This is a genomic window from Alteromonas australica, assembly GCF_000730385.1.
GTDB lineage: Bacteria > Pseudomonadota > Gammaproteobacteria > Enterobacterales > Alteromonadaceae > Alteromonas > Alteromonas australica.
Window position 1 is genome coordinate 2,385,738 of sequence record NZ_CP008849.1, and the last position, 24,488, is coordinate 2,410,225.

At 45.1% G+C, this 24,488-nt stretch carries 20 protein-coding genes; 7 read left to right on the forward strand and 13 right to left on the reverse strand.

Going from position 1 to position 24,488, the window contains the following annotated elements; all coding sequences use genetic code 11:
• Positions 1-328: 328 nt before the first annotated feature.
• Entirely contained in the window at positions 329-1,579 is a 1,251-nt protein-coding gene (locus EP13_RS10570) for a cystathionine gamma-synthase family protein (protein WP_081869574.1), read from the reverse strand.
• 93 nt (positions 1,580-1,672) lie between these two features.
• Entirely contained in the window at positions 1,673-2,308 is a 636-nt protein-coding gene (locus EP13_RS10575) for a 1-acyl-sn-glycerol-3-phosphate acyltransferase (protein WP_052364531.1), read from the reverse strand.
• Positions 2,309-2,491: 183 nt separating this feature from the next.
• Here EP13_RS10575 and EP13_RS10580 point away from each other — a divergent pair, with 183 nt between their 5' ends.
• The 3 genes from EP13_RS10580 (at position 2,492) to EP13_RS10590 (ending at position 5,161) form a co-directional block, all read left to right on the forward strand.
• Positions 2,492-3,283: an NRDE family protein gene (locus EP13_RS10580; protein ID WP_044057261.1), complete on the forward strand. Its 792-nt coding sequence runs from the start codon at positions 2,492-2,494 to the stop codon at positions 3,281-3,283.
• A gap of 141 nt (positions 3,284-3,424) precedes the next feature.
• Positions 3,425-4,615, forward strand: a complete 1,191-nt coding sequence (locus EP13_RS10585; protein ID WP_044057262.1) for an amino acid aminotransferase — start codon at positions 3,425-3,427, stop codon at positions 4,613-4,615.
• A gap of 165 nt (positions 4,616-4,780) precedes the next feature.
• Positions 4,781-5,161, forward strand: coding sequence for a DUF3703 domain-containing protein (locus EP13_RS10590; RefSeq protein WP_231401127.1), 381 nt, complete (start codon positions 4,781-4,783; stop codon positions 5,159-5,161).
• 61 nt (positions 5,162-5,222) lie between these two features.
• On the opposite strand, the gene EP13_RS10595 is transcribed toward EP13_RS10590, so the two are convergent.
• The 6 genes from EP13_RS10595 to EP13_RS10620 form a co-directional block, all read right to left on the reverse strand.
• A complete protein-coding gene (locus tag EP13_RS10595; RefSeq protein WP_044057263.1) occupies positions 5,223-6,248 on the reverse strand; it encodes a methionine synthase in 1,026 nt (341 codons plus the stop codon).
• A gap of 28 nt (positions 6,249-6,276) precedes the next feature.
• Positions 6,277-7,254: a DUF1852 domain-containing protein gene (locus EP13_RS10600; protein ID WP_044057264.1), complete on the reverse strand. Its 978-nt coding sequence runs from the start codon at positions 7,252-7,254 to the stop codon at positions 6,277-6,279.
• A gap of 191 nt (positions 7,255-7,445) precedes the next feature.
• Entirely contained in the window at positions 7,446-7,901 is a 456-nt protein-coding gene (locus tag EP13_RS10605) for a YaiI/YqxD family protein (RefSeq protein ID WP_044057265.1), read from the reverse strand.
• A 25-nt stretch (positions 7,902-7,926) separates the two neighbouring features.
• On the reverse strand, positions 7,927-8,688 hold the full coding sequence (locus tag EP13_RS10610; RefSeq protein ID WP_044057266.1) for an SDR family oxidoreductase: 762 nt from the start codon (positions 8,686-8,688) through the stop codon (positions 7,927-7,929).
• 28 nt (positions 8,689-8,716) lie between these two features.
• A complete protein-coding gene (locus tag EP13_RS10615; RefSeq protein ID WP_044057267.1) occupies positions 8,717-9,484 on the reverse strand; it encodes an SDR family NAD(P)-dependent oxidoreductase in 768 nt (255 codons plus the stop codon).
• 24 nt (positions 9,485-9,508) lie between these two features.
• A complete protein-coding gene (locus EP13_RS10620) occupies positions 9,509-11,311 on the reverse strand; it encodes an acyl-CoA dehydrogenase (RefSeq protein ID WP_044057268.1) in 1,803 nt (600 codons plus the stop codon).
• 137 nt (positions 11,312-11,448) lie between these two features.
• Here EP13_RS10620 and EP13_RS10625 point away from each other — a divergent pair, with 137 nt between their 5' ends.
• The gene (locus tag EP13_RS10625; protein ID WP_044058912.1) at positions 11,449-12,438 is read left to right on the forward strand and encodes a GlxA family transcriptional regulator; all 990 of its coding nucleotides are present in this window, start codon (positions 11,449-11,451) and stop codon (positions 12,436-12,438) included.
• Between the two features lie 123 nt (positions 12,439-12,561).
• Entirely contained in the window at positions 12,562-14,808 is a 2,247-nt protein-coding gene (locus EP13_RS10630; RefSeq protein WP_044057269.1) for a TonB-dependent receptor, read from the forward strand.
• Positions 14,809-14,960: 152 nt separating this feature from the next.
• Here EP13_RS10630 and EP13_RS10635 read toward each other — a convergent pair whose 3' ends face one another.
• From EP13_RS10635 to EP13_RS10645, 3 genes are all read right to left on the reverse strand, one after another.
• Positions 14,961-15,317, reverse strand: coding sequence for a hypothetical protein (locus EP13_RS10635; protein ID WP_044057270.1), 357 nt, complete (start codon positions 15,315-15,317; stop codon positions 14,961-14,963).
• Positions 15,318-15,584: 267 nt separating this feature from the next.
• On the reverse strand, positions 15,585-18,734 hold the full coding sequence (locus tag EP13_RS10640; protein WP_044057271.1) for an efflux RND transporter permease subunit: 3,150 nt from the start codon (positions 18,732-18,734) through the stop codon (positions 15,585-15,587).
• Positions 18,734-19,966: an efflux RND transporter periplasmic adaptor subunit gene (locus EP13_RS10645; protein ID WP_044057272.1), complete on the reverse strand. Its 1,233-nt coding sequence runs from the start codon at positions 19,964-19,966 to the stop codon at positions 18,734-18,736. The genes EP13_RS10640 and EP13_RS10645 overlap by 1 nt, the downstream gene beginning before the upstream one ends.
• Positions 19,967-20,381: 415 nt before the next feature.
• Here EP13_RS10645 and EP13_RS10650 point away from each other — a divergent pair, with 415 nt between their 5' ends.
• Positions 20,382-20,690 (forward strand): isoamylase early set domain-containing protein, encoded by a 309-nt coding sequence (locus tag EP13_RS10650; protein WP_044058913.1) that lies wholly within the window; start codon positions 20,382-20,384, stop codon positions 20,688-20,690.
• A gap of 97 nt (positions 20,691-20,787) precedes the next feature.
• Here the strand turns inward: EP13_RS10650 and EP13_RS10655 are convergent, their stop codons facing one another.
• Both EP13_RS10655 and EP13_RS10660 read right to left on the reverse strand, forming a co-directional pair.
• Positions 20,788-21,714, reverse strand: coding sequence for an electron transfer flavoprotein subunit alpha/FixB family protein (locus EP13_RS10655; protein WP_044057273.1), 927 nt, complete (start codon positions 21,712-21,714; stop codon positions 20,788-20,790).
• Positions 21,711-22,463, reverse strand: coding sequence for an electron transfer flavoprotein subunit beta/FixA family protein (locus EP13_RS10660; protein WP_044057274.1), 753 nt, complete (start codon positions 22,461-22,463; stop codon positions 21,711-21,713). Before EP13_RS10660 ends, EP13_RS10655 begins: the two co-directional genes overlap by 4 nt.
• Positions 22,464-22,833: 370 nt before the next feature.
• On the opposite strand from EP13_RS10660, the gene EP13_RS10665 reads away from it, so the two are divergent.
• Positions 22,834-24,483: an electron transfer flavoprotein-ubiquinone oxidoreductase gene (locus tag EP13_RS10665; RefSeq protein WP_044057275.1), complete on the forward strand. Its 1,650-nt coding sequence runs from the start codon at positions 22,834-22,836 to the stop codon at positions 24,481-24,483.
• The last annotated feature ends 5 nt before the right edge of the window (positions 24,484-24,488 follow it).

Genomic DNA, 24,488 nt, shown 5'->3' on the forward strand with positions numbered 1-24,488 from the left:
TCTCCAATAATAAAGTGAGCCCACTTTATTGCATATTTAAAAGAACAAAAATAAGAAAAAAACCTTACTAACATTTCAAAAAAACGAATGGTAATGCAGAAGGGTATGGAAAGAACACCGATGATATGCTGCAAGAAGCATGATCCTATACATATTTCGTCACGCAATCGAGTTTGCCACAACACAATTAGGAAGAACTAAGATGCAAAGGACCAAGATGCTTCTTGCAAAAATAATACTATCACTGTTTTTACACGAGATGCGACTTTATATTTAACGAACAGCTCTGGCCGCCCGTTAACACCTATCGCCGACACCAACATTTCCGTTAGCCGAAATACTCCGCGTTTAATGCCTGTAAAAAATCGGCAATCAAATCGTCTGTATCTTCAATACCTACTGATACACGCAGCATATTGTTTGAAATGCCCATCTCTTCGCGTTCTTGGGCACTGTTTTCAAAGTAGATGGTTGGTGCTACGGGCAATGCCAAAGTGCGGTTATCCCCTAAGTGCGTTGCACATATGACCAAATCCAGGTTGTTTAAAAACGCCACGGGGTCAATACCGTCAATTAAGTCGAAACTTAAAATTGCGCCATACCCTGCGTTTAATTGCTCTCGTGCCATAAAGTGTTGCGGGTGATCGACCAAACCTGGGTAAAACACCTTCGCTACGTTAGGATGATTGTCTAAGAAGGTCGCTAGTTTCATTGCATTTTGCTGACTACGCATCAGACGCAGCGCTAAGGTTTCCATTCCCAATGCAATAGCACTAGCAGATTGCGGCGATAATGTTGCTCCTAAGTCGCGCAAACCGCGCTTCTTAATTTGGGTTAAGCCCCATTGTGTTTCATCAGCCACTTGATAAGCCGGCTTAATGCCTCCAAACGCTTTCCAATTAAACAAGCCAGTATCAATAACCGCACCACCCAATACATTGCCATGACCGGCAATATACTTGGTTAAGGAGGTAAAAATTAATGACGCTTTGTAGTCTTTAGCACGCAGTAACGGTGGCGGCGTCATGGTATTGTCAACCATAAACAGAATGTTCTTTTCTTCACAGAATTGACCAATGGCGTGTAAGTCAGCGACCTGAGTCACCGGATTTGCAACCGTTTCTGTGTACACTCCTCGGGTATTCGGCTGGTAGGCATCCATAACCAATTCAATGTCAGTCACATCGGTATAGGTCACTTGTACACCAAAATCTTTAATGGTTTCAAAGAAACTGCGGGTATTACCAAAAAGGTATTGGCTAACAATGAGGTGGTCGCCAGCTTTAAGTAACGCAAATAAACTGCTGCTGATTGCCGCCATTCCGGTAGCATAGCAAAGTGCACCAACGCCCCCTTCTAACTCGTTTAGCATTGCTTGTAACGCCGCCACAGAGGGTGACGATGAACGAGAGTAAACATGTGCAGCCTGCTTGCCCTGAAATGCATCAATTATGCCTTGGGCATCTTTAAATTCGAACAGAACAGAGTTAGAGGTACTCGTATGAACGCCACCATGTTCAGGCGTATTAAGCATGCGATCAGCATGCACTTGTCGGGTGGTGAATCCCATTTTTGTCACGGGTGAAGCTCCGAAGTCAATATACGCGCCAGCCCCGAATTCTGCCTGACATGACAGGCTCACGCCTTCGCCTTACGCGTAGGACATCGTAAACTAGGGCTGCGTTATGCAGTTTTTAGGATATTTGCCGCAAACATTACCATAAAATGCATAAATAGTTTGCATTTGTTCGTGGGTATTCGTGACTTCGCGAATTACCGGCCCAAAAACAATCTGTTTATGTTTGTAGTCCAGCCCAATTAGTTGAATCGGAATTTGCGCTTGTTTAGCGATATGGACGAATCCTTGTTTCCAGGGAAAAGCGGCTTTTCTCGTGCCTTCTGGCGCAAGGGCCAATATGAGATCTTCCGATTGGCTTATTTGTGATGCTATGGCTGTCACCACACCATGAGCCCGGCTACGTTCGATAGGAATGCCGCCTAACTTTCGAACAATGTAACCAAGGGGGGGAACGAAAATACTGTGTTTGCCGAAAAAGCTTAGCTTCAACTGACACGAAAACACCACCAGCAAGCCAATAAAAAAATCCCAATTAGAGGTATGAGGCGCGACCGCTAAAATCGCTTTTGGCGCATTGATTAACTCACCTTTTACCGTCCACCCTCTTTGTGTCAGTAACCAGGAAGAACATCGGGACAACCATTGAGGCCATTTTCGCGGCATTAATTCACCTATGGATACTTGCCCAATGTACGACACCTGTTCTGAATATTGAGGATCATTTTTCATTTTTATTTTTCTGTTACCGCACAATATGTTAATAAGCAATTGGTTAAGCATAATGGAAACATGAATCCATGATTATTGCTAACATAAATTTAACAATGCTCGCACTCTCTCTTTTATGGTGAACCCACAAAGGGTATAGATGCTTATTCATTAACAAGACACAATTAGGCGAAAGAGTAGATTATGTGTATTTTGTTTATTGCTCGTAGAAAACGCGCTGACTACCCACTTATTATTGCGGCCAATCGTGACGAATTTTACCAGCGCCCTACCGCGCCCTCGGCGTTTTGGAAACATCATCCACACATGCTTGCTGGGCAAGATTTAGAAGCACGTGGGACTTGGATGGGGGTAACCCGCCAAGGCAAAATTGCTGCCTTAACCAATGTACGCGCGCCATCAGAAATGAAAACTGACGTAAACTCTCGCGGCGAACTCGTGGCTAATTGGTTGCAGCAACCCTTGGCTGATCATCAAAATAACAGCCTCGTGGCGATAGATGAATATTTGCAGTCGCTGCATCTATCGCGAAACCAATACAATGGTTATAACCTTTTGTTCGGCGATGTCGCGCATCTGTGTGTTTATAACAACGTGAATGACACCACCCACGGCGTTGAACAGGGCGTGTTTGGTTTGTCGAATGCAGATATTGTCACCCCTTGGCCTAAAGTTACTCAAGGTGTCACTGCATTAAATCAGTACGTTGACGCACAAGCTAAAATTGACTGTGAAGACCTATTTGCGCTTTTGAAACAAGACACAAAAGCCCAGGATCAAGCGCTACCTGACACCGGAATTGGCTATGAGTGGGAAAAGGCACTTTCCTCTATTTTTATTCAGACGCCTAAATACGGCACACGCACCTCAACCTTGCTGCTTGTGGATGCTAACAACGTGCTGACATGGAAGGAAAGAAGCTTTTCAGACACCGGGCTAGCAACGCAAACACGGGAATTTAGTTTTCAAATTTAGTGCATTTTTAGCATGACGCTTTCGCGTTTTATTAAAAAGCCGCTTTATTGAAATATTTTCAACTAATAGGGGTCGTTTTTTCTATCATCGGTGGCATAATGCCTGCCTGCTACTTTTTGCATACCAACGTGAGGACATAACGTGTTTGAAGTATTACCCCATCTCGCCCCAGATCCAATTCTTGGCCTGTCAGCTGCTTATCGCGAAGACACTAACCCTAATAAAATTGATTTAGGTGTAGGTGTCTATAAAGATGAGCAAGGTAATACCCCTATTCTTTCAAGTGTAGCGAAAGCACAAAAGATGCTATTAGAGACTGAAACCAGTAAAACGTATATTACCCCGCAAGGTAATCAAGGTTTTATTGATGGCATGCTATCGCTATTGTTAGGCAAAAGCAGTCCAGTGTTGTTATCTGATCGTGTTGCTGCAGTGCAAGCCCCAGGCGGTTGTGGCGCACTGCGTATTTTGTCTGAATTACTTGTACGTTGTAACGATAATGCGAAAGTATGGGTCAGCGATCCCACATGGGCAAACCATATCCCGCTCATCGGTTCAGCTGGCCTTAAGATTGAGAAATATCCTTATTTCGACAAAGCGACTGCTAGCATCCGTTTTGATGCCATGATGGAAACACTACGCCAAGTTGAAAAAGGCGATGTGGTATTACTTCATGGTTGCTGCCATAACCCTACGGGCGCAGATTTAACCAACGCGCAGTGGGACGAAGTACTGGAAGTGGCAAAAGAGCGTGAGTTCTTACCCTTTATCGACGTTGCATATTTAGGTTTTGGTGAAGGTTTAGACGAAGACGCCTACGGCCTTCGCTTACTCATTGAAAACCTGCCTGAAGTTATCGTAGCGGCGTCTTGCTCGAAAAACTTTGGTTTGTATCGTGAGCGTGTAGGTCTCGCCGCTATTATTACCGAAGACAGCAAAACCCGTAATATTGCACAAGCGCAAATTCAATCTATTGCTCGTGGCATTTACTCTATGCCGCCTAGCTACGGTGGCGCTTTGGTGGATATTATTTTAGCTGACGAAGCACTTAATAATGAATGGGTAAGCGAAGTTAATGATATGCGTGAACGCATGAAAACGCTGCGTGCTATGTTGGTGAAAAATCTTCACGAGAATGGCTCGCCGAAAGATTTCAGCTTCGTAAACGATCAAAAAGGCATGTTTTCGTTCCTGTGTATTACCCCAGAGCAAGTGCGCGAAGTTCGTGAAAAACACAGTGTCTACTTCGTCGACTCAAGCCGCGTAAACATTGCAGGCATTAACCAGCAAAATGTTGAAACCTTAGCGAAAGCGCTGGTATCCGTACTCTAAAATAGGTGTGATACACAGAATACATCTGTGTACCAATACCCTAAATAGAAAAGTCGCCATGCTTTTTAAAAGCTGGCGACTTTTTTGTTTTATTTGCTCTATTTGCTAAGCATGTCAATTCGGTGTCATACTCCTATCACCGATAAAATGAGGCACAGCAAACCCATGAAAATGAACCGCCTAGTAAGCCAGTTTACCAAGAACATCACGCCTCACGTTGAAGCTGAGCTTCGCCTGGCCCAACTAGCCAGCTCAAATAACCAATCATCGAAGGCGTTTTTTCACTTAGAAAATGCCCATGTACTTGGGCAAGAGTCTACGTACTGGCACGTAAAGGTTCATTTGCTGATGTTTTTGTGGGCCATTAAAAATACAAAACTCTCTGAATGTCTCGGGCAAGCTTTTCGTTTAGTTGGTGCTTTAACAAAAACGGCGCTGGGGCTGGTACCTAAAGGTAATACCGGAGGGAGCAATATAAGCCCGTTTAAAACACTCCCCTTACGACCTGAGCATGCTAGGGCCATCCAAGCCGCTAAAGGTATTTAAAAACGCGGATAAAAAACAGCGTTTCATCAAACGCTGTTTTTTATTTAGTCAACGGGATTGGCTAGCCGAGTTCGCCTCGGACTATGGCGGCCCCGGCACTCAGCGCTTGCATTTTACCTTCGGCAACAGTGCGTGAAAGCGGTGTCATACCGCAATTTGTTGACGGGTAAAGTTTGTCTGCATCAACAAACTGCAGCACTTTTCTTAAGGTGTCAGCCACTTCCTCAGGGGTTTCTATGCTATTCGTTGCGACATCAATTGCGCCTACCATGACCTTTTTACCACGTATAAGCTCAATTAAGTCCATTGGCACCCGTGAGTTTTGACATTCTAACGAAACAATATCGATAGTAGAACTTTGTAACTTAGGAAAAACATCTTCATACTGACGCCATTCTGAGCCCAGTGTTTTCTTCCAATCGGTATTCGCTTTAATGCCATAGCCGTAGCAGATATGCACGGCGGTTTCACATTTAAGGCCCTCTGCTGCGCGCTCTAATGCCGCTATGCCCCAATCGTTGACTTCATCAAAAAATACATTAAAAGCAGGCTCATCAAACTGAATGATATCAACCCCAGCCGCTTCTAGCTCTTTAGCTTCTTGATTAAGTAACTTTGCAAATTCCCATGCGAGCGCACCACGATTCTTGTAGTGGTCGTCAAAAAGTGTATCCACCATTGTCATGGGGCCTGGCAAAGCCCACTTAATGGGTTGCTTGGTGAGTTTACGCAGAAACTTAGCATCTTCCACAAATACCGACGAAGGACGAGTAACCTCATCCACCACCATTGGCACACTGGCCTCGTAACGATTGCGAATTTTAACTGTTTTACGCTTTTTAAAATCGACACCATTGAGCTGTTCAATGAATGTGGTGACAAAATGCTGGCGAGACTGCTCACCGTCACTAATGATGTCTATACCAGATTGTCTTTGATTTTGAAGGGCTAAGCGCAGTGCGTCTTGTTTCCCTTCGACTAATTCTGCGCCCTGTAACTTCCATGGTGACCATAGCGTTTCAGGCTGAGCGAGCCACGCAGGTTTAGGTAGACTTCCGGCGATTGACGTAGGTAATAGTGTATTCATGTTTGATACTGCTTATAGGTAAAGTAAATTAAAGGGCGGCGCTAGCTGACCACTGCTCAAGGGCAGATTGATACGGTTTTATGAAGTGCTCTTCTACGTATTTCCCCTGTTTCACTGCTAATTGGCTACGCTCTTCACGATCGTAAACAATGCGTGTTAAAGAGTGATCTTGTTGTCGCAATGAAGGCTTATAACAAGCTCCGGCGACTGCATTCGCGTTATAAATTTCAGGGCGATAAATTTTTTGAAACGTTTCCATTGTGCTGATAGTACTGATTAGCTCAAGATGGGTGTAATCATTGAGAAGATCGCCAAAGAAATAGAACGCTAGCGGAGCCACACTGTTCGGCGGCATAAAATAACGCACCTTCAGCCCCATTTTGTTGAAATACATTTCGGTTAGCGACGACGAATCAGGCTGATATTCGATACCCAATACAGGGTGACGATTCTCGGTTCTATGATAGGTTTTATTTTCTGACACACTTAAGCAGATAACCGGCGGTTTCTTAAAATGGGTTTGATAAACATCAGAATTAACAAAGTGTTTAAATATCTTGCCGTGCAACTCGCCGAAATTCTCTGGTATGGCGAATTTAGGCTGACCCTTATTGTAGTCAGATAACACAATGCTGAAATCGTAATCGCGCACATAGGATGAAAAGTTATTCCCCACTATGCCTTCAATGCGTTTCTGGGTATGCGTATCGACGATATTCGTTTTCAAAACTTCAATGCTTGGGAACGTTTCCCCATTGCCTTTTACATCGATATCCACAGAGACGATTTCGAGTTCAACAGAATAGCGATCGCCCGATGCATTATCCCAATGTGCGAGTGCGTTAAATCGGTTATCAATCATTGCCAGCGTATTACGCAAGTTTTCTTCACGCTGAGCGCCGCGCGCTAAGTTTGCAAAGTTAGTTGTAATACGGGTATGGCTAGATGGACGATAAGATTCATCAAAGCGCTGGTGCTTTACGGTAAATGTGACATCTTTATTCATTGCAATCTACTGTGTTGTATTTTGACAAGTTAAACCTAATGGCGACATGCGCATTGTGCGCTTAACGAGGGTTATACGCGGTTTAACCCATGAATAAAAATGACATTATTTCATTAATTAATGAACAATCCTCATAGTTTGAAATGTGAGCGTAGAAAAAAGAACGAAAAGAAAGGAGAAAGCGCGCAAAGTTACTTGGCGCGCATGCCTTGTGTAAGCAGTCTGTCTAGGGAATTAGCAAAGTTTTGTTTGTCTCGCTGGGAGAACGCTTTAGGCCCACCTGTGTGTTCGCCGCTTGAACGTAAGGTATCCATAAAATCCCGCATGGTGAGCGCAGCACGAATAGAAGACTTGTCGTATTCATCCCCTCGAGTATTAATGGCGCTGGCATTTTTCGCGAGCAAATCTGCGGCTAACGGGATGTCATTGGTGACCACAAGGTCACCTGGCTGCACTTTCTCAACAATATAGTCATCGGCGGCATCAAAGCCTGCGGGCACCAATGTAAGGGTGATATGTTTGTCTGGTGGTACAGACATAGAATGGTTCGCAACTAAAGATAAAGGCAGACCAGTACGTCGGGCTGCCTTAAAAAGTATATCTTTAATGACACTAGGGCACGCATCAGCGTCTACCCATATATGCATAGTAAAATCTCGTTCGCTTTTATTTTTACGCTAGCATACCACCATCAACAACCACTGTCGTGCCTGTCGTATAGCTTGAGGCATCGGACACGAGGTACAACACGGTGCCTGCCATTTCGTCAGGATCCGCTACCCGTCCTAGCGGGATAACCTTAAGGGCGTGTTTTAATATTTGCTCATTGGTGGTGAGCGCTGAAGCAAACTTAGTATCGGTGAGCCCTGGCAATAACGCATTAACACGAATATTCAGCTTTCCACACTCTTTGGCAAATGACTTAGTCATGCTAATAACCGCAGCCTTAGTGATAGAGTAAATGCCCTGCATATCGCCAGGGGTCACGCCGTTAACTGACGCCGTATTTAAAATAACACCGCCACCCTGCTCTTTCATCATCTTGCCCGCTTCAATGGACATAAAGAAATAGCCACGAATATTAACATCAACGGTTTTATTGTAAGCGCCTAAATCGGTATCAAGAATGTGACCGAAATAGGGGTTTGCCGCCGCATTATTTACCAAGATATCCAGCTTTTTAAACTCTTGCTTGATCGTGGCAAAGGTATCCGTAATTTGAGCCATATCCCCCACATGGCAGGCCATGGCTGTTGCTTTACCGCCGGCATCTCGAATGGACGACGCCACCGCTTCACAGCCGTCTAATTTGCGGCTAGATACAATAACGTGCGCACCATACTGGGCTAAAAGTCGAGCAATTGACTCTCCAATTCCGCGACTCGCACCAGTCACTAGTGCCACTTTTCCCGTTAAATCAAATAAATCTTTCATGTATTTTGTCCTTTTTCACTCTGTTTGCCTAAGCCAACATTCCACCATCAAGTACCACAGATTGGCCCGTCATAAACGATGACTCATCACTACACAACCAGGCAATCGCATTGGCAATTTCCTCAGGCTTGCCCAACCGTTTCATTGGGTTTGCCGCAACCAGCCCTTTTTGGCCTCGCTCATCTAATTTTGACAACACCCCTTGTACCATAGGCGTATCAACAAAACTGGGGCACACAGCATTAATACGAATATTGGCTCTGGCGTACTCAACAGCGGCAGATTTCGTTAAACCAATAACGCCATGCTTAGATGCGCTATAAGCACTGATCATGGGCGCTGATCGCAACCCTGCTACCGATGCCACATTAATAATGTGGCCCCCACCTGTTGCCGTCATGTGTTTAAGCGCATTTTTCATGCAATACCACACACCGGCCAAATTCACTTGAATGTTTTTCATAAACATCTCATCGTCAACATCGGTCATGGGAGCGGGGAAATGGTCAATACCCGCGTTGTTGATGATCACATCAATTTTTTCAACCTGGGATAAGGCGCTTTCAAACATGGCTTTTACTTGCTCAGGGTTTGTCACATCCACAGTCACCGCATAAGCTTTGCCGCCAGCGGCTTGTAATTCAGCGACTAAGGCATTCGCGTTTTCTTCATTCACATCGGCCACGCCAACAATAGCGCCTCTGGCACATAAGACAGTCGCCGACGCCGCACCAATACCAGAACCTCCGCCCGTTATTAAGATATGTTTACCTTCAACATTTGCCGCTACGTTCATTCGTTGTGCTCCACATTTATTCTGTTAGAAATAGCTTGCTTTAACGTTGTTGCATGTAGCATTTTGGCCACGCAACACTTCTATATCTCTTGAAACCAAGGGTAATTCCCAGTGTAAAAAGTATTCTGCTGCCGCCAATTTACCTTCGTAAAAGTCCACATCATGACCCTGTATACCCGTGCTTAATGCACGCTCTGCCACATTGGCTTGGCGCAACCAAATCCAACTCACCACACACGCTGAAAATATGCTTAAAAAGCAACTTGCGTTGGTCAGTAGTACAGATTGTTTGTCTGATGTTAAGTCTTTGCCGGCCTGTTGAATTAGTGCACCTAATTCGTCTAAGTAGGGTTTTAGTTTTGCAGCCAGAGCCTGTGCTCTAGGGGTTTCTGCACGGGTCATGTCATCAGTCACGCGGGTTAGCAACACTTGTAAACCTTTACCCTCGTGTTGCCATAGCTTTCTTCCCAACAAATCTAGCGCTTGAATACCGTTGGTTCCCTCATGAATAGGGTTAAGTCGATTGTCGCGCCAGCATTGCTCAACAGGGTACTCTCGGGTGTACCCTGCCCCCCCTAAAATTTGAATAGCGAGATCATTCGCCTTGGGGCCAAATTCTGACGGCCATGCCTTAAAAACAGGGGTTAATAAATCCAGTAATTGAGAGAGTTCTGCGCGCTTTGCTTCATCGACTTCGGTTTCTAATTCGTCAATTAACATACTGCCATAAAGGCACAATGACATGCCGCCTTCACAGTAGGCCTTTTGCGCTAGGAGCATTCGCCGTACATCACCGTGATTTATAATTGGCGTTGGGTCGTCCTCTGGCGCTAAATGAGGTGCTGCCCGGCCTTGCGTTCTATCTTTGGCATAGTCTAATGAGTAACGGAACCCTCTATAGCCAATCATGGCCGCGCCATAACCAACGCCTATACGAGCCTCGTTCATCATCATAAACATATACCGCAAGCCTTGATGGGGCTCACCAATCAAATAGCCGTGGCAATCGCCATTTTCACCGAAGGTTAATGCGGTAGAGGTGGTACCACGGTAGCCCATTTTGTGTATAAGCCCCGCTAATGTTACATCGTTACGCTTATCCGGGTTTCCTTCCTCATTCAATCGGTACTTAGGCACGGCGAACAGCGAAATGCCTTTTACCCCAGCAGGCCCACCTGGAATTTTTGCCAAAACTAGGTGAACAATGTTGTCAGACAGCTCGTGTTCTCCGCCTGAAATATAGATTTTACTCCCCTTTACCCGGTAACTGCCGTCACTTTGTAACTTTGCAGAAGTGCGAATATCAGCGAGTGATGAGCCAGCGTGAGGCTCGGTTAAGGCCATGGTGCCAGTAAAATCCCCGCTAAGCATCTTCGGCAAAAATGCCTGTTTAATTGTATCTGAGGCAAAATGCTTAATTACATTCGCGGCAGCAGCGGTGAGAAAAGGGTATGCAGTGGAAGAGGGGTTGGCGGCTAAGAAGTAGCCTGCGCACGCATTCATCACCGTTACCGGTAATTGCATCCCCCCCTCTTCAAAATCGAAATGACCCGCAATAAAACCGGCATCACGATAGGTGTCAAAAGCGTCCTTTACCTCATCAATCATTGATACTTTGGTGCCATCGAAGGTGGGCTCGTTCTTGTCTGCGGTGGCGTTATGGGGCAAGAACTTCTCTTCTGCCATCTTTTCAGCCATATCTATAACCGCATTAAAGGTTTCAACATTGTGTTCGTTAAAGCGAGTTCGACTGCACAGGCCTGCCGTATCTAAAACTTCATATAGTTGGAATTGCATTTCTCGACGAGGAATGAGTTGGTCGGCCATAATGATCTCCACGAATAATTGTTAATGCATTGTGTCATATTCGTTACCATGGCATTATTGTCATTAATGACACAATTATGGTGAAAACTGCCAACCATAATTTAAACTTATCCACTCAAATAAATTATATTACTCATATGAATAGAACGCCTTTTATTGTTACTGTGTTCGGCTTTGAACATGCACTGGCGTCGGCCATTACGGGGGCGTTAGATTTGTTTGCTTTTGCCGGTATCAGTTGGCAGCGTATCCATCATCAACGCCCCACGCCCCAATTTACCGTGCAATTAGCGAGCTCCCACGGCCAACCCATTGTGTGTTCAAACCAATTAACACTGAACCCTCATTTAGCCATTGAAGATGTGGCACACACGGATATTTTGCTTATTCCCACCATTGGCGGCGATATTGATACTGTGCTGCAAAACAACGCAAATCAATTGGTTCAGTTACGACGGTTACACAAGCAAGGTGCGGATATCGCTGCAAACTGCACAGGCACATTTTTGCTAGCAGAAACGGGAATTTTGAATGATAAAGTCGCCACGACCCACTGGGGTTATGCAGATAAATTCAAAGCGCGCTATCCAATGGTAAATGTACAGCCAGATAAAATGGTGACCGAAGATAACAGCGTGTTTTGTGCTGGTGGCGGAATGGCGTGGATTGACTTAGCCCTGTTGCTTATTGAACGGTATTGCGGGAACGGCATAGCAAGTGACACAGCCAAATCTCATGTACTCGATTTGTCCCGAGCTAATCAAACTGCCTATGCAAGCAGTCGACAATTTAAGTTTCATCAAGACAAAGATATTTTGGCGGTCCAACACTATATTGACGCCCATCTGCACACGCCGATGACCCTCAACGAATTAGCGGGAAAACATAATCTTACGGAACGCACGCTTATTCGTCGGTTTAAACATGCATGTGGGTTTACCCCCTTACAGTACTTACAACGCATCCGATTGGAACGGGCGCGGAAACTACTTGAAACCACGCATGCACCTATAGAGAGCATAGTGAACCAAATTGGATATGAGGATCTCAGTTCCTTTTCACGACTTTTCAAAAAGAACACTAGCCTCTCTCCATCGCAGTACCGGTCTAAGTTTCAGCGGTTTTAATTTATTAAAAATAAAGTGAAGTTTTTATTAACCGAATTGTGTAAACTATCTCGCCGCGTGCATGATGATTATTTTTTGCACCAAAACACTACAAAAGCATAAACTACAATTCTTGGTGGACACATGAGAACACACAACTTAGCGACATTAGCGCTGGCTATCAGCACAGCGTTTAGCGCCCCCGTTCTTGCTCAAGACACAGAAACGACAGAAAAAAAACAATCTGCGCTTGAACAAATCACAGTTACAGCCCAAAAACGCACCCAGTCAATTCAAGAAGTACCTATTTCCGTTGCTACCCTAAGCGGAGAAAAGTTTGAAAGCCTATTCTCCGGTGGAGAGGATATCCTGGCACTTGCTGTACGCGTTCCAGGCCTTTACGCAGAATCGTCCAATGGACGCGTTGCCCCTCGATTTTACATTCGCGGATTAGGTAACACCGACTTTGACCTAGCGGCGTCGCAGCCAGTGTCAATTATCATGGATGAAGTGGTTATGGAAAACGTTGTACTAAAAAGCTTCCCGCTTTTCGACGTACAACAAGTTGAAGTACTTCGCGGTCCTCAGGGTACGTTATTTGGACGCAATACCACTGCAGGTATCATTAAGTTCGATACGGTTAAACCCACTCAAGATGTTGAAGGTTATGCAAAGGCTGGTTTCGGCTCTTACGGTACGATGAACTTTGAAGGTGCTGTCAGCGGTGGACTTACCGATGAGTTATCAGCACGTCTCTCATTACTTTCTCAAGAACGTGATGACTATATTGATAACGCGGCTTCTGGTCAAAAGGACGCACTAGGCGGCTATGACGAAAAAGCGTATCGCTTGCAACTTCTGTGGGAACCGTCGGCAGACTTTTCTGCGTTACTGAATGTCCACGGTCGTGAGTTAGAAGGCACAGCGTCCATATTTCGCGGTAATGTCTTCGATGAAGGTAGCAATGAACTTAATGATAGCTACGATCGTGACACCGTCAATTATGATGGTGATTTAGAGGCCGATGGCACCGACAACAATCCTCAAGAATACGAAGGTTTTGGCGCGTCTCTTAAGCTTGAATATGATATGGACGAGGTCACTTTCACCTCAATTACCGCCATGGAAACTGCCGAAGGCTCAAGCCTTGGCGATATTGACGGTGATGCTATTGCCTCGCAAAACTTTGTCACTCAAGACGACCTCAACGATTTGGAACAATATACCCAAGAATTTCGTTTAGCGAGCAATACCTCAGATGCGATTAACTGGCAATTAGGTGCCTTTTACTATGACGCATCCTTCAACGTTACCACCACTGATGGGTTCTTCGGTGCGACGACGGTATTCCATGATAACCAAACCTGGGCCCTGTTCGGCCAATCGTCTTACCAAGTTAATGAAAGACTAAACATCACTGGCGGGATCCGTTACACCCACGATAAGAAATCTCTGATATTGGGTGAACAAAATGCAGATAGTTTGGGCGTATTGCTAGGTTTTGTGAGTGTTCAAGCGTATGACGACATCATGGTTGATGATGGGCAAACCAGCTACGAGTTGAGCGCAAATTATCGCGTGACCGACGATATGTCAGTATTTGCTCGCTATGCGAATGGGTTTAGAGCGCAAAGTATACAAGGGCGTGCGGTCGCATTTACAGAGTCTCCATCGGTGGCTGACGCTGAAACAATTAACTCATTTGAAGTGGGTGTTAAGTCGGATTTACTGGATGACACGCTACGCTTAAATGCCGCAGCATTTTTCTATACCGTCGACGATATGCAGTTTTCAGCCATCGGCGGTTCAGATAACCTAACCCAGCTGGTGAATGCCGATAAGGGCGAAGCGTATGGCTTTGAAGTTGATGCTCAATGGTTGGCCACTGATGAGCTTACATTCACTGCAGGTTATAGCTACAACCACACTGAAATTCAAGATGACACTTTGACCGTTGCGCCATGTGGAGCGAGCATAGCCACTGCTACCCAAAGCCACTGCACTGTATTAGACGATCGTCCTGACGGTTACAATGCAGTCATCGACGGAAACCCCTTCCCCCAAGCACCAGAGTCTATATTCAACTTTACTGCGCGTTACACCATCCCTATGGGTGATGACGGTGAGTTCTTTGTATTCACTGATTGGGCATTCCAGGGCGAAACAAACATCTTCTTATACGAAGCTGCTGAATTCAAAACAGACGATAATTTCGAAGGTGGCCTACGTATTGGTTACGAGAACTTTGCCCATAACTACACGGTGGCCTTGTTTGGACGTAACATTACCGACGAAAATAACGTTAAAGGTGCAATCGACTTTGCAAACCTGACTGGTATTGTTAACGAGCCGCGTATCTGGGGTGTTGAGTTTAAATACACCTATTACTAAACGGCGTTTTTGACCCATTCTGGTTTACCAAAGCGGCAATGTTATTCATTGCCGCTTTTTTATATAAGGTAAGCAACGTATTAACACCATTGTGCTTAGCCATGATAAACCCGGCCGTAATACTCACTGACCTGCATCCATTAATGTACTAGCTATGCTGCTAAGTGAACATCCCGAGACGTCCCTTGCACTAATTGCTGTAATTTTTTACACACTTTTACCCAGCGCGTCACACGTTGGTAATAGACTTGTTCAATTAATACCCCTTTCTCATCAAAAAGGAAGCTGGCTAACTTGCCTTTGTTCGACGGCAGATAGAAGTGATGCACCGTAAAATAGCGCGACAGCGGAGCATGAGATATTTTCGTATACATACAAAAAGGCAGAGTATCGGCTCGCTTATCTCCCCCCGTTAAGCGCATTCTGCGTTGAAAGGTATCGTAGCCCGGACAAGACATAATGCCGTGCTTAACAATAAGTTGATCTACTGCTTTTACACCTGTTTGCATACGTTAACCTCGCTTTCTGATAGTCGGCATTGACAGCGCTTTGTTCTAACGCGCCTCGCGCTAGAATGACTTACGGATAATGATGTGCGGAAATCATCGTACCAACAGAAAAATAGCACTCAAAATAAACCGCAGATTCATTTTAAACCATACTGATTTTTCATACAGTATAATCATGTTTGTACGAAATGCAAACAAAAAAGCCGCTGACACTTTATTCAAGCGTCAGCGGCTATGACTTTATCCTTCTGCCAGGTAGCAGACGGTTTAGGACGTAGGAGGTTCTGAATGTGCCAAATGAGAGTGCTTTTTCTTATTCACGAACACATTTTTGATGTCATTAAGAATGAGATACAGTGCAGGCACTAGCAGCAATGTAATAACGGTGGCAAAAAGAATACCGAACGCTAATGAAATCGCCATGGGGATAACGATTTGTGCTTGTAAGCTTCGCTCGAACACAATTGGCATCAAGCCCATAAAGGTCGTCAATGAGGTCAGGATAATAGCGCGAAAACGCTGCGTCCCGGCACTTATTGCTGCATCAATCAGCGACAAGCCTTCTTTGCGCGCGCGGTTGACGAAGTCCACCATAATCAAGCTATCATTAACCACTACTCCGGAAAGCGCGATAATGCCACAAATAGACAGCACGCTCACGGCCATGCCTAGCACCAAGTGCCCTATGATTGCCCCTACTATGCCGAAAGGGATCACAGACATAATGATAAATGGCTGGCTGTAAGATTTGAGCGGGATAGCCAACAAGGTATAAATGGCAAACAGCGCAAATAACAAACCTTTCATTAAGCTAAACATCGCATCCGCTTGTTCTTTTGAATTGCCCTGCAATTGAAATTCTACGTTAGGGTATCGAGCAAGTAGGTCTGACATGAGGTTATTGACCACGTCATTGGTAATTTCAGAAGGATCCATCAAGGCTTTATCAACCACAGCCGTCACGGTAACCGAACGCTTTCCATCTACTCGAATAATTGAATCAAAGCCTTGACCCACAGTAAAGGTGGCCACTTGTTGAAACGGGATCTCTTGACCGTTAGGTGCGCGTACTCGCATGTTCTCAAGGTGCTCTATGGAACTACGTTCAGATTTAGGGTAACGAACCATCACCTTAATTTCTTCATCATCCCGCTGAATGCGCTGTACTTCTGCACCATAAAAGCCAAACCTTACCTGTTGACCTAGTTGCTGTAGGGTAATACCAAGTGCATCAGCTTGCGGCTTAAGTGCCAATTGAACTTCTTCGCTCCCCCCGGAGAAAGTATCGTTTATATCTGTGACCCCTTCATAAGCATCTAGGGCTTCTTTTAACTCATTGCTGATCGCTCGAAGCGCTTTAATATCACCTGAACTAAATTCAAAACTGAGATCTGCGCCGCCACCAGGGCCGCCTGGAGAGCTAATGTTAAATGATTTTACGCCAGGTATTTCAGGTAGCTCTTGTCGCCACCTATCTTGGATTTCAAAATCTCTTAACGTACGGTTTTCACCCTTAGTCAACTCAACAAGAATTTGACCACCTAAATTCCCTTCATCGAAGGCTATAGCATGTTTCACCACACCTTCGCCGTCGTCTTCGGCTATTTTGTCATCCATTATCTGCATGGCATCACGAAGTGTATTGAGCACATTATCGCGCTGCTCTAGGGAAGAACCAGGCTCAAGCTCGAAACTGGCGACCATGAAATCATTAGGAATACTCGGGAAAAAGACAAAACGCACAATGCCACCACCGAATAAGCCCACGGTCAAAATTAACATCGCAACAAACACCGACACTGTGGTGTAACGATTTCGAATCGCTTTAGCTAAAAATGGCGCATAGGTATTTTGAATGAAACGCTTTATCCCTTCACTGAATATATCTCTGAATCGTTGGAAACCATTCGCCGTTGCCTGGTCGTATGGCTTCAACTTCATGTGAACTAAGTGAGCAGGTAAAATGAGTTTGGATTCGATCAAAGAGAAGGCAAGGCAAACAATCACCACCATACCGATGGTTTTCCAGATAATACCAAATGGTCCTGACACCATCAGCATAGGCGCAAAGGCAGCGATGGTGGTAAGAACTCCAAAGGTCGCTGGCATGGCAACTTTTTTCACGCCAGCGATAACGTTATCGGTACTGTGGCCTTTTTTATCAATTTCAGAATAGGCTGATTCGCCCATAATAATGGCATCATCGACGACAATCCCCAATACCAATATGAAGGCAAACAAGCTAAGCATGTTAATAGAAACGCCTATCATATCTAACGGCATCACGAGTAACGTACCCAAAAAGCACACTGGCAGGCCGACTATCACCCAAAATGCCAGTTTAATTTTTAGAAATAGCGACAACACCAAGAAAACTAGCAACGCCCCAAAGAACATATTTTCCAGCATCATATTCAAACGGTCGGCCAGATAGAAAGAGCTATCTCCCCATGTATCTGCCGTAATATGTGCAGGGAATATGTCTTTTTGGCTGTCGATATATTGATTAACTTGTTTTGAAATTTCTAGGGCATTTTGGTCGCCTACTGCGCGGACGCGCAAGCTAACAGCGGGTTTGTTGTCGAACAAGGCATATTGATTGTTTTCAATGAATCCATCATTGATGTACGCCACATCGCCCAGCGTTACTCTGGTTCCGTTTGCATTGGTGACTAATACAATTTGAGAAAAGTCCCACCCTGTATAGGCCTGGCCTTTAGTCCGTAATAAAATGTCGCCGTTTTCGGTTCGAATAGAGCCACCAGGCAAATCAACGCTGCTTTGACTCAAACGCGTGACTACGTCTGCAAAAGTAAGGTTGTACTTTTGCAAGTCTACCTCGGATAACTCAACTGAAATTTCATAATCTCTTGCGCCAACTACCTGTACGCTAGATATTCCCGGTAAATTGGCAATGTCGTCACGAAGGTTTTTGGCAAACTCTTTCAGCTCTCGCTCTGTGGCATCACCATAGACGGACACCCAAATAACGTCCTGCATCACTTTTTGACGATAAACCACCGGCTTTTCTGTGTCTGCCGGGAAGCTGGGAATGGCATCTACCTGCACTTTTACTTCATCAAGCAACGATTGTACGTCGTAGTCTTCTTCCACTTGAATCGTTACAGTACCCATTCCCTCTACAGCCGTTGAGTTGAGCTGTTTTATACCCTCGAGGTCTTTTACCGCTTCTTCAATCTTAAGCAACACCCCTTCTTCAACTTCTTGTGGCGCAGCGCCCAAGTAAGGTACCCGTACGTTGACAACATCAAACTCAAAACTGGGAAATACTTGTTTTTGAATACTAAAAGCACTGAACAGGCCGCCCACAACCAGCAGCCACATCAATAAATTCGCCGCAACGCTGTTACGAGCAAACCAGGCAATCAGCCCTTTTTGCGTATCAATTCGGCTCATTATCTACCTCCGTCAGAGGCGTCGCTAGGCACCGCATCGGTGTCGCTAGCTTTGTCTGATTCTGCTTCTTCCGATAACACAGGATCGTCGCCAGGCAAACGGACTTTCATTCCATTGTACGGGTTTGGTACCGCACTGGTGACCACCAAACTGCCTTCGTCTATGCCACCAGCAAGGTAAACATGGCTGGCAGTCGTACGGGCAACCTCCACCGGCTTAATCTCAATTTCTCTATTGTCGTTAACGACTAACACGGTGTTATCCAGCCGCAATAGGCTACGCGGTAACACCATGAGATTTTCTTGCTGACGTGATGTCACTTGTGCTTCAACAAACTGTCCAAATCTGAGCGGCGCAGCGTGAGTGGCGGCAAGGTTGTAAGGGTCTGAAACCTCCACTATCGCGTACACTACTCTACTTCCGGTATCTAACACACCTTCTGAACGCACAAGCTTGCCTTCCCAAGTACGAGTCATCCCGCCCACCGTGGCTCGCAGTGACACAGGGGCACCTTCGCTAGATTGACCCGCGATATCAATAAACATCAAATCACTGTCAGTGATAGGTAATCTAACTTCTGCTGTGTCGGTTGAGTACACGGTACCTATGGGTGTGCCCGAGGTCACAAATTGTCCTAAATCAATATTTCGTTCTACCACAATACCATTGTAGGGAGCCCGAATACGGGTACGCGCTAAATTACGTTTGGCACGTTCTAACTTTGCCTCTGCCGCTTTTACATTCGCTTGCTCTTTTGCCAATTGCGGTTTGCGCAAACCTAATTCTGGCGGCGCCACACTGCTCACTGAACGCCATTCTTGCTCGGCTACCTTACCGCGCGCAATTTCTTCTTCTAACGCCGCTTGGGCCTGTGCTAACTCTGCCTCAGCAAGCTTTACGTCGGTTCTGTAATCATCTTGCTCTAAGGTGGCCAGTACGTCCCCTTTTTTAAACGTACCGCCGACAATAAATTGAGGGGATAAACTCACTAGCTGGCCGCTCACTTGCGCGCTCAACGACGTTTTATTTCGGGGAACCACGTTACCTTGAGACGTAACGATAAAATTAACCGGCTCGCTATTCGCTGGCTTGGCATCAACTAAAAATGCGGGAATTTCGACGGGTACTTGTTCGGGCGGCTTTCGCGAACCAATCATGATTACTGCGGCTACTACAGCTACAAGTATAATCACCAACGGAACAACACTTCTTATCAGGTTGGAGTTTTTCATTTACTATCCCTAGGAATGCTAAAACATAACGCGTGGTGAGGGCTTGAAACCTATATTCACCCTGTACCGACTCAACGCCGTATGCATTAATGCAAAGCAAGATTGTTTTATTATTAATAACTGCGTAAGAGCAAGTTGCTCTAGTCTACTTTTTTTATTGTCGAAGCGCTTGCTGAAGATTGTTAGATTTTGTGAATACATTCAGCATTTCTTATATTTAACCTCTTTTTCTTGCAAGCCTAATATAAAAAATTATCAAAAGATTACAAAGTAAGATTGATAAATAATGCCTTTTCGTTGATTATTTAATCACCCACTGTACATGGGTTAACCGATGAGCCTGTTAAAACTTAATGAACGCTCAACCAGTTATCGGGACAATCAAGATTTCGCTACATTGAAGGGAAAACACACTATGAGTCTCAAGAAGCAATACCTTAAATCAAAACCTCTGTGCAAAGTAACTTTTCGACTAAATGCGGAAGCCGCGCAAGACGTGAAAGAAGCCGCGCTTTGCGGTGACTTCACCGACTGGAAAACACAGCCTCTCACAATGAAAAAGCTCAAAAGTGGTGACTTCACGCTGACGGTAGACCTAGAAAAAGATAACGAGTATCAATTCCGCTATTTACTCGATGGGGAAAAATGGGAAAACGACTGGGAAGCAGATGCGTATATTCCCTCCCCGGTTAGCATTGAGGATAACTCTGTTGTCAGGGTTTAATCCTCGCAAGGCTGTCATTTAATCAGCTCGACGCCAAGCAGATATAAAAAAGGCTGCAAGATGACCCCTTGCAGCCTCATTATCTTATTGCGTTTGCTTATAACGAACTTTCTAATTCAGGAAGCACTTCAAACAAATCACCGACTAAACCGTAGTCGGCAACTTGGAATATTGGCGCTTCTTCGTCTTTGTTGATAGCCACAATAACTTTAGAGTCTTTCATACCTGCAAGGTGCTGGATAGCGCCTGAGATACCTACCGCGATATAAAGCTGTGGTGCAACAATTTTACCTGTTTGACCTACCTGCATATCGTTAGGAACAAACCCAGCATCAACTGCAGCGCGGGATGCGCCGATAGCAGCACCTAGTTTGTCTGCAATACCTTCGAGAAGTTTGAAGTTGTCGCCGTTTTGCATACCACGACCGCCAGAAATAACCACTTCTGCCGCCGTAAGCTCAGGGCGCTCTGACTCCGTCAGTTCTGCAGAAACAAAATCAGACTTTTCGCTGCCTTTAACTACATCAATTGCTGCAATTTCAGCGCTGCCGCTTGTTCCAGCTGCATCAAATGATGCTGCACGTACAGTAATCACTTTTTTACCATCAGACGATTGTACAGTTGCGATAGCGTTACCCGCGTAAATCGGACGAACAAACGTGTCTTCACTCTCAACACCGATAATGTCTGAGATTTGCGCAACGTCTAATAATGCCGCTACGCGAGGCATGAAGTTTTTACCCGTAGTCGTAGCAGCAGCCACAACATGACTGTAATCACCTGCCAGTTCAAGCACTAAGTCAGCGGTATTTTCAGCTAATTGATGTTTGTACGCAGCGTTGTCAGCAACCAGTACTTTTGCAACACCGTCAATTTGGGCTGCGGCTTCAGCAACGGCTTGGCAACCTTCTCCCGCAACAAGTATATGGATGTCGCCACCCATTTTCTGCGCGGCATTCACAAGCTTATGGGTTTCCGTCTTCAAGCTTGCATTATCGTGTTCTGCATATACGAGTACGCTCATGAGATCACCTTTGCTTCATTCTTTAACTTTTCTACCAACTCAGCAACGTCTGCTACCTTAATACCACCCTCGCGCTGCGGTGTTGGTGTCACTTTCAGTACTTTCACATTTGATTCCAGTGAAACACCAAAGTCAGCTGCCGCTTTTACATCAAGAGGCTTGCGTTTTGCCTTCATGATATTGGGTAGTGACGCATAACGGGGCTCGTTCAAGCGAAGATCGGTAGTGACCACGGCGGGAAGCGAAAGCGCGACAGTTTGAAGGCCGCCATCAATTTCACGAGTCACATTCACTTTTTCGCCATCTACAACCACTTCTGACGCGAATGTGCCTTGGGGCATACCTGTCAGTGCTGCAAGCATTTGGCCTGTTTGGTTATTGTCAGAGTCGATACTCTGCTTACCAAGAATAACAAGTTGCGGTTGTTCTTCTTCAACGACTTTTGATAAAAGCTTTGCCACTTGAAGTGAATCAAGATTTTGATCGGTATCGATTTGAATACCACGATCAGCACCTAGGGCAAGTGCTGTACGTATTTGTTCTTGGCAGCTTTTGTCACCAATTGAAACAACAACGATTTCAGTGGCAACGCCTTTTTCTTTTAATCGAACGGCCTCTTCAACCGCAATTTCACAAAAAGGATTAATGGCCATTTTCGCGTTTGTAAGGTCTACGCCAGATTCATCGGCCTTCACTCTTACCTTAACGTTGTAATCGATCGCGCGTTTGACCGGTACGAGTATCTTCATATTTACCTCAATTGTTGAGTTCGTCGGTGCCGATTACGTTTCACTAATAATTATCTATTAAAAAATAAAAACGTATTTCTTCACCACGCTTTTTGAAACTTTAACAATGCACGCTACGTTAAAATGAATCCGTGGAACGTACGTCTTGTAAAGGCTAGCTCCAAAACGCCGTTAACACCACGTTTACGAGCATATAAAATGCTTCGCCAGTTAACGTTAACGTAAACTGCCCTGCAATGTACTTACTGTTGACGTAAACGTCAACCTGCATTACCTTTCAGGTCGACATTTAATTTACATGTTTTTGACACATCGCATTATTTGTTTCATCAATAGTGCACTATAAAAACACGAACATAAGGAGCCTCCCGTGGAACGAGAATCGATGGAGTTTGACGTTGTCATCGTCGGTGCCGGCCCAGCTGGACTATCAACCGCGTGCAAGCTGATGCAGCTTGCCAATGAAAAAGACCAAGAGCTCATGGTTTGTGTGGTCGAAAAAGGCTCAGAAGTCGGTGCACATATTCTCTCTGGTGCGGTGTTTGAACCTCGCGCTATGAATGAACTTTTCCCCGATTGGAAAGAAAAAGGCGCGCCACTCAATACGCCGGTAACCGAAGACCACATTTATTTACTTAATGACGAAACATCTGCCAAAAAATTGCCTAACGGCATGACACCCAAGACAATGCATAACGACGGCAACTTTATTGTGTCTATGGGTAATGTGTGTCGTTGGTTGGCAGAGCAAGCGGAACAACTTGGCGTAGAAGTATTCCCTGGATTTGCCGCCTCCGACGTTATTTATAATGACGATGGCAGTGTGGCGGGCGTGCTTACTGGCGACATGGGTGTAGGTGAAAATGGCGAACCTAAAGAGGGTTATATGCCGGGCATGGAGCTTCGCGCTAAATACACTGTGTTTGCAGAAGGCTGTCGCGGGCATCTAGGTAAAGACCTCATTGAACACTTTGCGCTAGACAAAGACAGCTCACCTCAACATTACGCCATCGGGTTTAAAGAGATTTGGGACATCGACCCCGCTAAACATCAGCCGGGCTTAGTGGTTCATAGTGCAGGCTGGCCACTTGAGGATGCCACCGGCGGTAGCTACTTGTATCACGCAGAAGACAACCAAGTGTTCGTTGGCTTAATTGTTGACCTTAATTACGACAACCCGTATTTAAGCCCCTTTGATGAATTCCAACGTTTAAAACATCACCCTGTATTTAAGCAATATTTAGACGGTGGAAAACGTGTATCTTACGGTGCTCGTGCCATTGCAAAAGGTGGTTTTAACTCACTACCTAAAATGACCTTCCCTGGTGGCTTGTTAGTGGGTTGCGAAGCGGGCACTTTAAATTTCGCCAAAATTAAAGGTAACCACACAGCAATGAAATCAGGCATGTTGGCAGCGGAAAGTATTTTCGAAGCCATCAGTGAAAATGCAGACACACCAGAAAAAGAACTTACTCGCTATACGGATAAATTTAAATCGTCTTGGTTGTACGACGAGCTGTTCCGTTCGCGGAATTTCGGCCCGGCAATTCATAAATTAGGTAATTTCTGGGGTGGAGCATTTAATACGTTGGAGCAAAACTTCTTTAACGGTAACTTATTTTTCACCATGAAAGATGAGCATAAAGATTATGCTCAACTTAAAGAAGCCCAGAGCAGCAAAGAAATTAATTATCCAAAGCCTGATGGTGTGTTGAGCTTTGATAAATTATCTTCCGTTTTTTTATCAAACACCAACCACGAAGAAGACCAACCTTGCCACCTTCAATTAAAAGATCCATCAATTCCTTTGCAGGTTAATTTACCTAAATTTGCAGAGCCAGCGCAACGCTACTGCCCTGCTGGCGTGTATGAGATTATTGAAGAAGAAGGTGAAAAGCGCTTTCAAATTAATGCCCAAAACTGCGTACATTGTAAAACCTGTGATATAAAAGATCCCAGCCAAAATATTAAATGGGTAGTGCCGGAAGGTGCTGGTGGCCCAAATTATCCGAATATGTAATTAAC

Coding starts and splice junctions, on each gene's coding strand:
- EP13_RS10580 (WP_044057261.1), top strand. CDS start 2,492: ATGTGTATTTTGTTTATTGCTCGTAGAAAACGCGCTGACTACCCACTT.
- EP13_RS10605 (WP_044057265.1), bottom strand. CDS start 7,901: ATGCATATATGGGTAGACGCTGATGCGTGCCCTAGTGTCATTAAAGAT.
- EP13_RS10590 (WP_231401127.1), top strand. CDS start 4,781: ATGAAAATGAACCGCCTAGTAAGCCAGTTTACCAAGAACATCACGCCT.
- EP13_RS10640 (WP_044057271.1), bottom strand. CDS start 18,734: ATGAGCCGAATTGATACGCAAAAAGGGCTGATTGCCTGGTTTGCTCGT.
- EP13_RS10620 (WP_044057268.1), bottom strand. CDS start 11,311: ATGGCCGACCAACTCATTCCTCGTCGAGAAATGCAATTCCAACTATAT.
- EP13_RS10595 (WP_044057263.1), bottom strand. CDS start 6,248: ATGAATACACTATTACCTACGTCAATCGCCGGAAGTCTACCTAAACCT.
- EP13_RS10655 (WP_044057273.1), bottom strand. CDS start 21,714: ATGAGCGTACTCGTATATGCAGAACACGATAATGCAAGCTTGAAGACG.
- EP13_RS10630 (WP_044057269.1), top strand. CDS start 12,562: ATGAGAACACACAACTTAGCGACATTAGCGCTGGCTATCAGCACAGCG.
- EP13_RS10615 (WP_044057267.1), bottom strand. CDS start 9,484: ATGAACGTAGCGGCAAATGTTGAAGGTAAACATATCTTAATAACGGGC.
- EP13_RS10635 (WP_044057270.1), bottom strand. CDS start 15,317: ATGCAAACAGGTGTAAAAGCAGTAGATCAACTTATTGTTAAGCACGGC.
- EP13_RS10600 (WP_044057264.1), bottom strand. CDS start 7,254: ATGAATAAAGATGTCACATTTACCGTAAAGCACCAGCGCTTTGATGAA.
- EP13_RS10575 (WP_052364531.1), bottom strand. CDS start 2,308: ATGAAAAATGATCCTCAATATTCAGAACAGGTGTCGTACATTGGGCAA.
- EP13_RS10660 (WP_044057274.1), bottom strand. CDS start 22,463: ATGAAGATACTCGTACCGGTCAAACGCGCGATCGATTACAACGTTAAG.
- EP13_RS10645 (WP_044057272.1), bottom strand. CDS start 19,966: ATGAAAAACTCCAACCTGATAAGAAGTGTTGTTCCGTTGGTGATTATA.
- EP13_RS10650 (WP_044058913.1), top strand. CDS start 20,382: ATGAGTCTCAAGAAGCAATACCTTAAATCAAAACCTCTGTGCAAAGTA.
- EP13_RS10625 (WP_044058912.1), top strand. CDS start 11,449: ATGAATAGAACGCCTTTTATTGTTACTGTGTTCGGCTTTGAACATGCA.
- EP13_RS10610 (WP_044057266.1), bottom strand. CDS start 8,688: ATGAAAGATTTATTTGATTTAACGGGAAAAGTGGCACTAGTGACTGGT.